Source organism: Gilliamella sp. LMG 34362, assembly GCF_984569125.1.
In genome coordinates, this window is sequence record NZ_OZ474902.1 from 529,272 (window position 1) to 544,004 (window position 14,733).

The following is a 14,733-nucleotide window of genomic DNA, read 5'->3' on the forward strand; positions in this document are numbered from 1 at the left end:
GAAGTTTTTTCGCGGCTTTTCTTGCTAAATTTTCCTATTTTTTGGTCATCAGTTATGATGTTTTTCTATCTGTATCTGGCTGTTTAAAAGTCGATTTTATTCGCCTAAAATTATTTATATTTAAACTGTTATTTAGTGATTGATTGCTAATTGAGTTGGTGCAATAATCTACAATTATACATTGCTATTTATTGGTTAATTAGGTTGGAAAAATGTTTGAAAAAGTAGAGTCGTATGCTGGTGACCCAATTTTGTCATTAGTCGCAGAATTTAATAATGATAGCCGTCAGGATAAGACCAATTTAAGTATTGGATATTATTATGATGAAAACAGTGAGGTTCCGCAGTTATCATGTGTTAAAACGGCCCGTGATTATATTTATCAACATCAACAAGGCGCACAACTTTATTTGCCAATGAGTGGTTTACCTAGTTATTGCCAAGCGATCCAATCACTGCTTTTTGGTGAAGATAATCCTGCTATTCAAGCTAAACGTATTGCAACTATTCAAACGTTAGGTGGGTCAGGTGCCCTGAAAGTTGGTGCTGATTTTCTTTATCACTATTTTCCGAATTCTCAAGTATGGGTGAGTGATCCAACTTGGGAAAATCATATTGCTATTTTTAGTGGTGCAGGCTTTAAAGTAAATAAATATCCTTATTTTGACCCAACAACTTGTGGTGTAAAATTTGACGCTATGCTTGATACATTAAATAGCTTACCGGCTAAAAGTATCGTGCTATTACATCCTTGTTGTCATAATCCTACTGGTGTCGATTTAACACAGCCGCAGTGGGATAAAGTAATTGAAGTTTTACAAAATCGTGATCTTATCCCATTTATGGATATTGCTTATCAAGGTTTTGGTGAAAGTATAGAAAGCGATAGTTATGCAATCAAAAAAGTCGCTGAGAAAGGATTATGTGGTTTGATCAGTAATTCTTTTTCTAAAACTTTTTCACTGTATGGAGAACGGGTAGGTGGATTATCCGTATTATGTGATGATAGCCAAGCAGCAAATTGTGTATTTGGTCAGTTACAAGCAACAGTTCGTCGTAACTATTCCAGCCCAGCTGCGTATGGAGCGCAATTGGTCTCATATGTATTAAATAATACGGAACTTAAAGCTTTATGGCTTAATGAAGTTCAAACCATGCGCAACCGTATTGTAACCATGCGTTCAACCTTAGTCGATTTATTAAAAACAGCAGCACCGGCACAAAATTTTGATTATTTGGTTAAACAAAGAGGTATGTTTAGCTATACAGGTTTTTCTAAAGAGCAAGTCACACAGCTAAAAGATGATTTCGCCGTTTATTTGGTGGGCAGCGGAAGAATGTGTGTGGCGGGATTAAATCACCATAATATACATCGTGTAGCAGAAGCATTTGCCACAATAAAATCATAATGTGACTAACTAGAGGAGAATCACATGTTACGTAAAGTATTTATTTTAATAGTAAGTATTGCGATGACAACAATGGTAGTTGGTTGTAACACGTTTAAAGGTGTCGGTAAAGATGTTCAATCTGGCGGTAAAGCAATTACGAATACGGCTGAAAATGTTAGTGAAAAGATGTAAATAGTGGCTGGAGTTACTTATAAATATTTTATAAGTAAACAATAAATGATGTATCGTGTTTTTAATATTTTCTTTGTATTTTTACTTGTAGGGTGTAGTTCGTTGAATTTTCGAACTGCACCTTTAACAATGGAAAATTGCCAGTATCAAAATCGTTCAGGTATTGAATTCAAGTTAAACCAACTTGAAAGCAATGTTTCAACATATCCCCATATTTACCTTTCTCAAAGTCGAGCTAGTCGTCATTTAACAACTAACTATGTCGGTTTAAAAGGCAAATTAACTGGTCAAATTTTTGTACGAGATTATCCGAAAGAGACATTTTGGCGAAGTCCTAATATATTTGAACGAGCATCAATGTATGATGACGGTTATGATGATTTGTATATTAGTCGTAAACAGAAGGAATCTCGTGATCGTAAGGCAAAATTTGTAGTAAAAGAAGCGGTATTAGAAAACTGTCAGATTATCTATATTTCCATTGATTCTTTAGCTAAAGATAGAGATAATCCTTCATTAATCGAATCTGCGGATTTATCTATTATTAAATAAGGATATTTATATGACTGATAACTTACCCCTTAGAGGATTAGGTGGCTGGCTTATTGTTGTTGCAATAAGATTAATTTTGAGTTGTATCAGTAATATATTTTTGATTATTTATATAAGCATTATCTTTATAAGATTGGCTAATTTTACTAATTCAAATTCCATTTTTTATAGTGAAAATCTTAACTGGATTTATCCATTAGAAATTGGTATGAATTTGATTCTTATTTTTTTTAATATCTACTTACTTTATCTTTTTTTCACTAAAAATTATAAATTTCCATCTTTGATGATTTGTTTTGAACTGTTAGTTATTGGATTGATGCTTTTAGATCAGTTTATTACTCATCAATTTACCACATTTAAAATTGAAAGCCGTGATTTGTTTAATATAGCCAAAAACATTATTTTGAGCGTTATTTGTATTTCTTATATGTTAAAATCTGAAAGAGTTTATAACACGTTTGTTAATGGGCGTCGTAGAGTGGAAAGTAATAACAATATTATTAGTTAATATATTTTTAAGGAACTAAAATGTCATCAAATTTTGAACCATCTTTAAAGGGCAAAGTTAAGAAAGCCGTAATTCCAGTCGCAGGCCTTGGCACGAGAATGTTGCCTGCAACCAAAGCGATTCCTAAAGAGATGTTACCCGTGGTGGATAAACCACTTATACAATATGTTGTTAAAGAGTGTATTGCAGCAGGAATAACTGAGATTATTTTTGTGACACATTCTTCTAAAAATTCGATTGAAAACCATTTTGATACTAGCTTCGAGCTTGAAGCTATGTTAGAAGCGCGAGTTAAACGTCAACTCTTGCAAGAAGTGCAAGGAATACTACCAAAACATGTTACTATCACAAGTGTTCGCCAAGGTTTAGCCAAAGGGCTTGGTCATGCGGTACTTTGTGCTTATCCTTTAGTTGGTGATGAACCTTTTGCTGTTGTGTTACCGGATGTGATTATCGATGAGTATGAAAGTGATCTTACTCAAGATAATTTAGCGGCGATGATTCATAATTATCATGAGACTAAACATAGCCAAATCATGGTTGAGCCGGTACCAAAAGAACTTGTTTCATCTTATGGTATTGTTGACTGCCGTGGTGAAGAGTTATCTGCAGGTAATGTAACACAAATGTATAGTGTAGTTGAAAAACCGTCAATTGAAGAAGCACCATCTAATCAATCAGTGGTAGGTCGTTATGTATTGTCAGAAAAAATTTGGCCTTTATTAGCCAAAACACCATTAGGTGCTGGTGGTGAAATTCAATTAACTGACGCAATTGCGATGTTACTAGAAGATGATGCTGTTGATGCGTATTGCATTAAAGGCCGAAGCCATGATTGTGGTAATAAATTAGGTTATGTCCAAACTTTTGTACAATATGCAATGCGTCATAAAAGTTTAGGCGATGATGTTAAAGCGTGGTTAAAAACGATTTAATTTTTTGCCTAATCAACTGATATAAAAAAGACGCCAATTGGCGTCTTTTTGCTATTTGTTTAGAATACATCGAAAGTGTAATTTTTATCATTAAACTTCTGACTGCTCATTATCCAAGGTCACGTTAGGATCGTTATAGATATCCATATTCATTAATCCAACTTCATGATCGGTTGCAATTGCTGCTGTCATTGCACCAGATACATTGGCTAAGGTTCTGGCCATATCAATGATTGGATCAACGGCTAGCACCATACCGATTAAAGGGAAGTATTCTGCCATTCCCATGCCTGATAGTACAACGGTTGCTGCAACAGTTGCAGTACCTGGGATACCGGCGATACCAATCGAACCTATAACGACCACAATTACTAGCATAATATAAAATTGGATATCAGTATTAATGCCCACCATATGGGCAACCATTACGGCAAGCAGTGCAGGGAAAAATCCAGCACAACCATTCATTCCCATTGTACTACCCAATGATCCTACTAGATTAGCAGTACCGGTATTTACTCCCATTCTGACGGTCAATGTTGATATTGTCATAGGTAATGTACCGACTGATGAACGGCTGGTAAAAGCCAGTAACCATGTACCAAGTGCTTTTTTAATAAATGTGATTGGTGAAATACCATGTACCATCACAATCAAGATATGTACTGCAAGCATTAATATGGTAGCAAGGTAAATTGCTAATACAAAGCTTGATACTTCGACTATTGCAGGAATACCATTGGAAATAATGGTGCGAGCAAGTAAGGCAATTACCGCATAAGGCATATATTTGATGACCGTCATGGCAATTGACATGATAATTTTATAAAGTGCTTCAATAAAAGTTTTAAACAGGGCAATAGGTTGAGGATTCTTTTTTTCCATGCGATTAGCTGCAAGTCCCATTAATGCCGAAAAGATGACTAAACCAACAATATTCTCTTTTACCATGGAAGCAATGATGTTACTAGGGATAAGATTGACGAATGTATCAATGATATTGGTATATTGTTTTGCAACAGCGGTTTTGGCTGAGGTTGAACTTAGTTCACCTAATGATAATACATTAGCCAAGATAATCCCAATAATACAAGCAATGGCTGTAGTGAATAGTAGCCAAAAAATACCTCTGAATGCGATTTGTGGTAAATTTTCTTTACCAGAAAAATCAATAATCACTTTTACAATTGAGACGAAAATCAGAGGAATAACTAGCATGCGAATAAAGGCTATAAAGGCTCGGCCGAATAAACCATACCATGTTGCGATTTCTTGCATCCAAATTGTTGAGCTATTTGGAAAACCTGCAGCGGCTTGAATACCTAAACCCAGTACGGCACCAAGTACTAAGCCAACTAGCATACGAATAGAAAAATTAACTTTTTTGGTTTGCAGTGGTCGCATTATCGCAAAAAAGCAAAACAGCAATAAGCCAATGCCTATTAAGGTTTGATAATGGGTGATAGATAAGAACTTTTCAAAAAAAGTCCCCTGAAAAATGGCATCTGACATGGTTTACCCCCAGCTTTTGGATAAAATTGAATTAATTCTGTAATGATCTATTGTGGTAGGGTTAATAAATTATTAACCCTACCACATATTTTTAATGTTAATAACCTAACATATTGTAAATAATTAATATGTTTTAATACTATTTAGCTATACCACCGGCTATATTTAAAATATCCCATGGTCTTGAAAAAGGAGGTGCATATAAAAAGTCCATCATGGCTAATTCATCAATTTTCATATTGGCCCAAATGGCTGTGGCTAAACTATTCGTTCTTAATGCAGCACCGTTCCCTCCCGCTATTTGGCCACCTAATAAAATACGAGTTTCGGCGTGATAAATGAGTTTAGCGATTACGCCAGTTTGCCCTTCAACATAGTTACTGTGATTTTTATCTTTAACGATTACTGTCTTGTAAGGGATCCCTGCTTTGATTGTTTGTGATTCTGTTAGACCTGTTCGTCCGGCTTCAATATCAAAGACTTTCAATGCTGATGTACCAAGTGTGCCTGGGAATTGGTTATTTCCACCAGCTAAATTGTCACCAACTGTTTTACCTAATTTGTTGGCACCAGTAGCTAGTGGTATATAAGTCATTGATTGACTAACTCGATGATATAGTGCGACACAATCACCAGCAGCATAAACACCTGCAATATTTGTTTGGCCATAATTATCAATAATAATTGCACCATTATTAAGTGTTTCAATATCCAGATCTTTATATACTTCACTATTAGGTTTTACCCCTGTAGCTATAATGACAATATCAGCTGCATATTTAGCTTTATCGGTAATAACGTGGGTAACTGTCTGTACACCTTCAAAACCTTGTACTCGTTCTTGTAGATGTAAATCACAATGTTGTTTTAAGTTTTCTTCAATAATCTCGGTAAGTTCCGGATCAAAGGCATCGACCAATACTCTATCATCTAATTGAATTAATTTTACATTTTTGTTTAATTCCACTAAAGATTCGGTTACTTCAAGTCCTATGTAACCAGCACCAATAACTACAACATTGGTATTTTGTGGATTAGCCAAGGCGCTTTTTATTGCCAGACCATCATATATATCACGTAAAGTGAAAATATTTTCCAGTTGGCGATTTTCTAAAGGCGGAATTATTGGTACTGCTCCAACCGCAATAAGTAATTTGTCATAATCATCATCAAAACAGTTATTGGTATTAAGATCTTTGACTGTAATTTTTTTTAATTTTGCATCAATAGCAATAACTTCATGTAACGTCTTGATTTCAATCCCATCTTTTGCAAATTGATTTGGTGTTCTAGATATCATTTCATTTTCATCTTGAAAATGATTGCCAATAAAGTAAGGTAATCCACAAGCACCAAATGAAACAATATCTGATTTTTCATAAATGCGAATGGTTGCATTAGGATCCTTTCTTTTGGCTTTTGCTGCGGCACTGGCACCAGCAGCTTGAGCGCCAATGATGATTATTTTCATCGAGTGTTCTCCTTTGAGCGCAAATAATTTTTAACTATCATCGTAACACAGGTTAATCACACTAGTTAGATTAGTTGGTTATTTGGCTTTAATATTAATCAATTTAAAGTTGTGTTGATAAGATTTGATTCCTGTTAAAAATAAATCTTAATCAGTTAAAATTTTTTGAGGAAAGGCGGTTTTTCAAGTATATCTTTGATTAATTCAACCTGTTGAGACGTATCGTTTAAGGCCGGGATGTAATAAAATTGTTCACCGCCAGCATTTAGGAATATTTCTCGATTTTGTTCATCAATTTCATAAAGGGTCTCAATACAATCCGCTGAAAAACCTGGACAGATAACCTGGACATATTTAGAGCCTGTTTTAGCCAATTTTTCTAATATATCGCTAGTGTTGGGTTCAACCCATTTCCCTTTACCAAACTTTGATTGATAAGCCATTTTTATTGTTAAGTCGATACCATTTTCTTGGCATTTGTTTGTCAATAATTTAGTGGTTAACTGGCATCTTTGCACATAGTCGTCTTGGCGTTTATCAATATAGCGTTCAGGAATACCATGATAAGAAAGGAGTAATACATCTGGCTGTCCATGGATTGAAAACGCTTGCAGGACTTGTGAATAAAGAGCATCAATATAACTTGGATGGTCGGCATAATCATGAATATAGCTAAGATTAATCTTGATATTATTATCTGCAATAAGTTGCTTAACTTTATCTAATACCGCTTGAGTTGTCGTCGTAGAATACTGTGGAAATAACGGTAATAATGTAATTTGTTCGCATGACTTTAAGTTATTTAACGCCGAGAGTAAGTTTGGTTCACCATAGGTCATGGCTAATTCACATTGTATATTAGGTAATGCTAATTGTAATTGATTAATTAAGCGTTTACTGAAATGAAGTAATGGTGATTCACCCTCAATCCATATTTTTTGATAATGGTTGATGATGTAGGGGACGCGTTTAGGTAGTACAAGGTATTTTAAAATTGGATACCAAATAAAAGCAGGTAGATCGACAACATGACGATCGAGTAAAAACTCAGTCAAGTAGTTGCGAATTGCCATTGGCGTTGCGGCACTTGGCGTTCCTAAATTAACTATCAATAATCCCTGTTTTTTATTCACAAGTCATTCCTCAAGATAGTGATGAATAATCGTCAATAGACGATTTAAAGCACCTTGATTACTTTTTAATACTTGATAGGCATTTTCGCCAATTTGCTGACAACGACTTTCATTATTTAATAAACTATTTATGGTTAAATAAAGCGAATCAATATCACTATTACATACCAGCATACCATTAGCATCGATCAATTGTTCGCCAATGACTTTAAAGTTAAAAAAGTGTTTACCGCTAATAATTGGAATATGGTGTAGTGCTGGTTCTAACGGGTTATGACCGCCATGCTCAATTAAACTACCGCCAACAAAAGCAATATTTGCCATCCCATAAAGTTCTAACAGCTCTCCCATAGTATCACCCAAAATTACTTGTGTTTCAGATGTTGGATTCTGTTTGGTACTTCGTTTAATATAATTCAAATCATTATCAACAATTAATTTTTCAACGGTTTTGAAACGTTCAGGATGGCGAGGGACCAAAATAAGTAATAAGTTAGGGTGATTTTTAAGGAGTTGTTTAAATGCTGATAAAATGATTTCATCTTCACCAGCATGGGTGCTGGCAGCGATTAATACTGGCCGATGTAGTTGCCATTGCTGTTTTAACTTTGCAATATTTTGTTGCTGTTTGTCAGTGAGTTCAATATCAAACTTAATACTACCCGTTACCGCTAAGTGATCGACAGGTAGGCCCAATGAGATAAATCTATCACCATCTTGTTTGTTTTGGGCGGCAACGGTGCTGATTTTAGCGAATAATTTACTAATTGCTTTCCCTAGTTTATGGTATCTTTTGGCTGAGCGTTCAGATAAACGGGCATTAGCAATGATCAGTGGAATTTTTTTGTTATGACATTGGCTAATTAAGTTTGGCCAAAGCTCTGTTTCCATAATTATTACTAATTTAGGTTGGACTGTTTTAAAAAAACGATGTATTGCGCAAGGTAAATCATAAGGTAAATAGACATGACTAACACTGTCTTTTAGTAATGATTTAACTTGTTTTGATCCGGTAGGAGTCATGGTTGTGACAGTAATGGGTAACTGTGGATATTGATTTTGCAGCGCTTTAATCAGCGGAATTGCAGCAAGGGTTTCACCGACCGATACGGCATGTACTAAAATTCCACCTGATTTGACTTTATTTTTGCAAAATCCATAACGTTCTAACCAGCGTTTACGATAATCTGGCGCTTTACGGCTACGCCAAAGTAGTCTTATCCAGACAAACGGTTGAATTAAATAAAGTAAAATCGTGTATAAAATACTCATGATAATTCATTAGTTAGATTAAAAAAGTGTTGTCGGTAATAAACTAATTCGGCAATTGAATCACGAATATCATCCAACGCTTGATGTGAACTCTGTTTACTGATACCTTTTAATATTTCCGGTTTCCAACGTCTGGCTAATTCTTTAATCGTACTAACATCTAGATAACGGTAATGAAAATACTTTTCTAAATTTGGCATGTAATTAAATAGAAAACGGCGATCTTGACCAATGGTATTGCCACAGATTGGTGAACAGTTTTCAGGCACCCATTGTTTTAAAAATTCAATTGTTTGTTGTTCTGCTTGCTGTTCGGCAATGGTACTTTGTCGAACACGTTCGATTAAGCCTGATTTACCATGAGTTTTTTGATTCCAATCATCCATAAGTGCAAGTTGTTCATCTGATTGATGAACAGCAATAACTGGACCTTCAGCAAGGATATTTAAATTAGAGTCAGTTACGATGGTGGCAATTTCAATAATACGATCTCTGTTTGGATCGAGCCCTGTCATTTCAAGGTCAATCCAGATTAGATTATTACTGTTTATATTTGATTGTGTAGTCATAATTTGCGGTATTAATTTTCTTTTTAATGCCGAGTAGTGTAGCATAAGTACTAAATCGTTTGAGCAAAAAATTAGTTATCGTGGCAAAAAAACAACTTTCAAAAAATCAACAAAGGCGTATGGCCGCTAAGCATCAGCAGCGTTTAGAAACTAAGCTAGATGAAAATCTGTCTAATTTCTCTGCGCCACAAGAAGGGGTGGTGATTAGTCGCTTTGGCAAATCTGCTGATGTTGAAGATAACACTGGAATTATTTATCGTTGTAGTATTCGTCGTACGCTGCCATCTTTGGTAACGGGTGATAAAGTATTATGGCGTGAAAGTTTAGAACCAAATACTAATGGTATTATTGAAGCCGTTCATCCGCGCCATTCTGAATTAGTGCGACCTGATTTTTATGATGGGGTTAAGCCTGTTGCTGCAAATGTCGATCAAATTGTTATTATTTCTGCAGTATTGCCGGAATTATCGTTTAATATCATCGATCGCTATTTAGTTGCTTGTGAAGCAACCAATATCACACCGATTATTGTTTTGAATAAAATCGATTTGCTTGATAAGTACAAAAAACAGGAAATTGATCAGCAGTTACAAATTTACACTAAAATTGGTTATCAAGTTTTATATGTTTCATGTTTATCACAGCAGGGTATTGAACCTTTACAAAAGGTGCTGGATGACAAAATATCTATATTGGTTGGCCAATCTGGTGTGGGTAAATCAAGTATCATTAATTTGCTATTACCTCATGATCAAGCGACGTTAACTGGTGAGGTCTCTGAGATATCGGGTCTTGGCCAACATACCACAACTTCAACTCGACTTTACCATTTACCTAATGGTGGCGATATTATTGATTCGCCGGGAATCCGAGAATTCGGTTTATGGCATTTAGAGCCCGAGCAAGTTATTGGTGGTTTTGTTGAGTTTGATGATTATTTAGGTGGTTGCCAATTTAGAGATTGCAATCACTTAGATACACCAGGGTGTCTATTACAAAAAGCGGTATCAGAAGGAGCTATCGCACCATCAAGATTAGATAATTATCATCGAATTTTGCAATCAATGCGTGAGGTTAAAGCGAAAACCAATAAAAGTTATAAATAGCCATTGCTAATTATCAGATTTTTATTTTTGATATGTTGCGGAATTTTGCTTGCTCACAAGCTGTGTTGTGAGCAATAAGATAAACTATCGCTATTTAGTGATTTTTTAATGCGAAACCAATAGCAATATAGGCAAAACCTTGGAAAACTAGATCGATACCTAAAAACATTCCTAATACCCAAACACTATCATATGGCCAACCAGCTATTAGCATTAGCCCTAAAATGATGTTAATAATTCCCGAAAAAACTACCCATCCCCAACGAGGGATATTGCGATTACTCATGGCAGCAAAAATTTGGCTAAATCCACTAATAGTCAATAATAATGAAATCAATAAAGTTAGTGCTGATGAAACTGCTATCGGTTGGAAAAAAGCCATCCCACCGATAAAGATATATAAAATCCCCATGATTGCCCATAAGGCTGTTTGGCCAAAACCTTTGATATTAAATGCGTGTATAACTTGAATGATGCCGGCGATTAACAGTAGTGACCCGATAAAATAAACAGAAAAAACGGTAGCCATGAATTGATAACCCAATGCCAAGCAACCGAGAACAATTAAAATCACACCAATTACAATAAACCAATTCGCTTTATGCTTAACATCTTGAATAGTGTTTTTATTAGTTGTCATATTAATTTCCTATTTTTGTTGTTAATGTAAAGAATTAAACAAGTACTATCTTGCAAGGCTAACTTTTACTTATATTATTTTGGAAAAGGACAAGGTATATAGGTGATGCAAAATACTTAGTGAAAATCAGATACTATGTTTTCACTAAGTATAGTATTTAAGCAATATAATAAAACGAATTTCGCATTTAAATTTTATCTTTCAGTGCTTCATCTAAAGTTGAATAAAACATTAATTTGTTTGGAATTGGTACAATTTTTGCTCGGGCTAAAGTTTTTAATGGTTGAAATTGTAATTCACAAATTGAGAGCTCCACCTGCGCAGGTAATTCATCAATGAAATGAATAAGCGCATTTAAGCCCCCAGCATCAAGAATAGGTACTGCATCCCACTGTAGAACAATGTTTTGATAACCATTAATTTTTTGGTATAACTCTAAAAAGGTACGCTCAGCAGCGGCAAAGAACAATGGACCACTAATACGCAGTACTAATGTTTTCTCATTTCCTTGATTTAATTCGACTAAACGAGTCATTCTTGCAATACGACGCATAAATAAGATAGAAGCTAATACAATACCAATTGTTATAGCAATAACCATATCGAATAATACAGTCAGTGACATGCAAATAAGCATGATTATAATATCATCTTTAGGTGCGCGTTTAATGATATAAATAACTCGCTGTACGGCACTCATATTCCATGCAACAATTAATAATAATGCTGCCATTGCTGATAATGGAATAAAGGATAATAGTGGCGCAAAACAGATGAGTGCCAATAAAACAATTAACGCATGCAATACCGCAGCAATGGGTGAAGTCGCTCCAGCTTTTACATTTGCTGCTGAACGTGCAATAGCGGCTGTTGCTGAAATTCCACCAAAAAATGGCGCAATGATATTACCTAGACCTTGGCCAATCAATTCACTATTCGAATGATGTTTAGTATGTGTCATTTCATCTAAAACTACGGCACAAAGTAGTGATTCAATAGCACATAACATTGCCATAGTGATTGAAATTGGAATTAACGCACTGAATGTTGTCCAATCCCAAGTAAAACCAGCATGTTCCCATGGTAAGATAAATTCTGGTAACACTGGCGGAATACCATGACCAGTAGTATTATCTGCCAATGTATACGTGAATCGTGAACCAATTGTTTCTATTTGATAGCCAAATTGATTGAAGATTAGCATTATTAATACTCCTGCGACTAATGCTGGTAAATGGCCAGAAATTTTCATTCGAAATTTTGGCCAAACAATTAGCACAATAAGTGTTATTAATCCTACTGATGTATCGGCGATATTAATCGTTGGCAACGTCTTCACTAGTTCAATAACTTTATTGATGTAGTTTTCCGGCATATGTTCCAGTGTTAAACCAAAAAAGTCTTTAATTTGCATTGTTGCAATTGTTATTGCAATACCAGAGGTAAAACCTAATACCACAGGTAGAGGAATATATTCTATTAAGCGACCTAACCTAATTATGCCCATTAATATTAAAAATATGCCTGAAAGTAAGGTAGCAATTAATAGACCTGATAAACCAAATTGTATCGAAACCGGATATAAAATTACCACAAAAGCTGCTGTTGGGCCGGAAACACTAAAACGAGAACCACCTGTCAGTGCTATCACGAAACCAGCGATAATCGCAGTATATAAGCCATGTTGAGGTGCAACACCACTTGCTATAGCTAACGCCATAGCAAGCGGAATAGCAATAATGCCAACAGTTATTCCGGCAATCAAGTCTTTAAGAAAACGAGTTGTGTTATAAGGGGTGTTAATGCATGCCGAAATAAATGCACTACTAATTTTAGTACCAGAAAGGCCATATAATTTCATTATGTTTTAAATCAATTAAATGAGTTGGAAAAAATACATAATAAGATAATCCTTTTTTCAAAAATTGAAAGAGTGTTATTAAAATAATTGCATTATTTTCAGTTAAATAATGTTATTAATGAGATAAAATAAGCTTATAAGTAATGGCCTGTTATTTTGCTCTTATATTATTAATTATAGATAGGGGTAATTATGTCTTTTATAAAAAATTTTTCTATTACTCAACCAGCAAATCAGATATTAGCCATTATGCTTACGCTTTTTACGCCATTGAGTTTTGCTGGAATGATGATTTCTGGTTCAAAGACTGCATATCAATATGATGCAAGACAATCTCTTACTCCTGCGCCTAGTGGGTATCAAGCGTTTTATATTGATCATATTGGTCGTCATGGTTCCCGCTATATCAGCAAAGCTAAATATGAAGATATTGCTTATAAAATTTTGGTATTGGCGGAAAAAAATAATCAATTAACTGAAAAAGGGAAATTATTATTAACGCAAATTACTACTATTAGAGAACTTAATAAAGATCATTATGGTGAACTTAGTGATCTTGGGCGAAAAGATATAAGTTTAATTAGTCAACGGATGTTAAAGAATAATCCAACAGTGTTTAAAGGTCAAAAAATAGCGGTTATTTCATCAACCTCTCCACGGGCTAAAGAAACGGCTGAAATCTTTATTAATACATTCAAAACCAAATATTCCAAGCTAAACGTTAATCAACAACTAGAAGATCAGCAAACGTTGTTACGTTTTTTTGAATATTCGCCTGCTTATGCTAAATATAAGAAAAATAGCATAATTAAAAATACACTAAAATCTTTAGAAAATGATACTAAATCAGTAGAGATGAGTGAAAATATCGCAAGTTTGATCTTCACATCTGATTTTATTCATCAATTAAATAATGGTATCTTGCTATCAGAAAATTCTTTAGTTAAAACGCAAAATTTTGTGCTTTCTGTTTATCAGCTTTATCAAGAATTATTATCCTTTTCACCACTAGTATTAGCTGATAATCATCTTGATTTTAGCGGTTACTTCACACAAGATCAGCTATTATGGTTTAATACTGTCGTCACAGCAAAAAATTATTTACAAATTGGTCCTGCTTTTGATAGTAATGGCATCCAAATTAAGATTGCTGCACCACTATTATTAGATATGTTAAAAACAGCTGATAGTGCGATAGCTAATAAGGATATTGATGCCAATTTGCGATTTGCTCATGCCGAAACTGTATCACCATTAGCAACATTGATGGAAATTGAAGGTACCAATACGGTAGCTAATCCAGTAACTGATTATCCTTCCGTTTGGCAAGCCGATAAAATTATTCCAATGTCAGCAAATATTCAATGGATATTTTATAGAAGTGAACAAGCTGATCAGCCTATATTAGTTAAAGTAATGTTAAATGAGCGAGAAGTCCATTTACCTTTAAAAACCAACGATTACCCTTATTATCAATGGGACGAATTGAAGAAGTTCTATGAAAATAAATTAAATAACTGGGGGCTTACCGACCAAGGAGTGGTATTAAAATGGCTAAATAAAATTAAATAAATACGTTATATTTAAT

The 14,733-nt window shown here is 34.6% G+C and carries 14 protein-coding genes; 7 read left to right on the forward strand and 7 right to left on the reverse strand.

Features of this window, described 5'->3' with window-relative positions:
* Positions 1-212: 212 nt before the first annotated feature.
* The 5 genes from AC5LWZ_RS02520 (at position 213) to galU (ending at position 3,581) form a co-directional block, all read left to right on the forward strand.
* The gene (locus AC5LWZ_RS02520) at positions 213-1,409 is read left to right on the forward strand and encodes an amino acid aminotransferase (protein WP_294893008.1); all 1,197 of its coding nucleotides are present in this window, start codon (positions 213-215) and stop codon (positions 1,407-1,409) included.
* Between the two features lie 24 nt (positions 1,410-1,433).
* Positions 1,434-1,583, forward strand: a complete 150-nt coding sequence (locus AC5LWZ_RS02525) for an entericidin A/B family lipoprotein (RefSeq protein WP_110448575.1) — start codon at positions 1,434-1,436, stop codon at positions 1,581-1,583.
* 102 nt (positions 1,584-1,685) lie between these two features.
* On the forward strand, positions 1,686-2,135 hold the full coding sequence (locus tag AC5LWZ_RS02530) for a hypothetical protein (protein ID WP_110448574.1): 450 nt from the start codon (positions 1,686-1,688) through the stop codon (positions 2,133-2,135).
* A 10-nt stretch (positions 2,136-2,145) separates the two neighbouring features.
* Positions 2,146-2,646: a DUF2569 domain-containing protein gene (locus AC5LWZ_RS02535; RefSeq protein ID WP_198201752.1), complete on the forward strand. Its 501-nt coding sequence runs from the start codon at positions 2,146-2,148 to the stop codon at positions 2,644-2,646.
* Between the two features lie 20 nt (positions 2,647-2,666).
* Positions 2,667-3,581: a UTP--glucose-1-phosphate uridylyltransferase GalU gene (gene galU / locus AC5LWZ_RS02540; RefSeq protein ID WP_493463922.1), complete on the forward strand. Its 915-nt coding sequence runs from the start codon at positions 2,667-2,669 to the stop codon at positions 3,579-3,581.
* Between the two features lie 90 nt (positions 3,582-3,671).
* On the opposite strand, the gene AC5LWZ_RS02545 is transcribed toward galU, so the two are convergent.
* From AC5LWZ_RS02545 to orn, 5 genes are all read right to left on the reverse strand, one after another.
* Entirely contained in the window at positions 3,672-5,093 is a 1,422-nt protein-coding gene (locus AC5LWZ_RS02545) for a cation:dicarboxylate symporter family transporter (RefSeq protein ID WP_198201750.1), read from the reverse strand.
* A gap of 139 nt (positions 5,094-5,232) precedes the next feature.
* Entirely contained in the window at positions 5,233-6,564 is a 1,332-nt protein-coding gene (locus AC5LWZ_RS02550; RefSeq protein ID WP_294882490.1) for a CoA-disulfide reductase, read from the reverse strand.
* 155 nt (positions 6,565-6,719) lie between these two features.
* Positions 6,720-7,697, reverse strand: a complete 978-nt coding sequence (gene hemH, locus AC5LWZ_RS02555; RefSeq protein ID WP_306244578.1) for a ferrochelatase — start codon at positions 7,695-7,697, stop codon at positions 6,720-6,722.
* Positions 7,698-7,700: 3 nt separating this feature from the next.
* On the reverse strand, positions 7,701-8,969 hold the full coding sequence (gene waaA, locus AC5LWZ_RS02560) for a lipid IV(A) 3-deoxy-D-manno-octulosonic acid transferase (protein ID WP_493463923.1): 1,269 nt from the start codon (positions 8,967-8,969) through the stop codon (positions 7,701-7,703).
* A complete protein-coding gene (orn, locus tag AC5LWZ_RS02565; protein ID WP_065614655.1) occupies positions 8,966-9,538 on the reverse strand; it encodes an oligoribonuclease in 573 nt (190 codons plus the stop codon). Before orn ends, waaA begins: the two co-directional genes overlap by 4 nt.
* Positions 9,539-9,618: 80 nt before the next feature.
* Here orn and rsgA point away from each other — a divergent pair, with 80 nt between their 5' ends.
* Positions 9,619-10,644: a small ribosomal subunit biogenesis GTPase RsgA gene (gene rsgA / locus AC5LWZ_RS02570; protein WP_198222363.1), complete on the forward strand. Its 1,026-nt coding sequence runs from the start codon at positions 9,619-9,621 to the stop codon at positions 10,642-10,644.
* Between the two features lie 94 nt (positions 10,645-10,738).
* Here rsgA and AC5LWZ_RS02575 read toward each other — a convergent pair whose 3' ends face one another.
* Both AC5LWZ_RS02575 and dauA read right to left on the reverse strand, forming a co-directional pair.
* Complete coding sequence (locus AC5LWZ_RS02575; RefSeq protein ID WP_493463924.1) at positions 10,739-11,284, reverse strand: HdeD family acid-resistance protein; 546 nt, start codon at positions 11,282-11,284, stop codon at positions 10,739-10,741.
* A gap of 187 nt (positions 11,285-11,471) precedes the next feature.
* On the reverse strand, positions 11,472-13,145 hold the full coding sequence (gene dauA, locus AC5LWZ_RS02580; protein ID WP_198201745.1) for a C4-dicarboxylic acid transporter DauA: 1,674 nt from the start codon (positions 13,143-13,145) through the stop codon (positions 11,472-11,474).
* A 192-nt stretch (positions 13,146-13,337) separates the two neighbouring features.
* Between dauA and AC5LWZ_RS02585 the strand changes: the two genes are divergently transcribed.
* On the forward strand, positions 13,338-14,717 hold the full coding sequence (locus tag AC5LWZ_RS02585) for a histidine-type phosphatase (protein ID WP_493463925.1): 1,380 nt from the start codon (positions 13,338-13,340) through the stop codon (positions 14,715-14,717).
* The last annotated feature ends 16 nt before the right edge of the window (positions 14,718-14,733 follow it).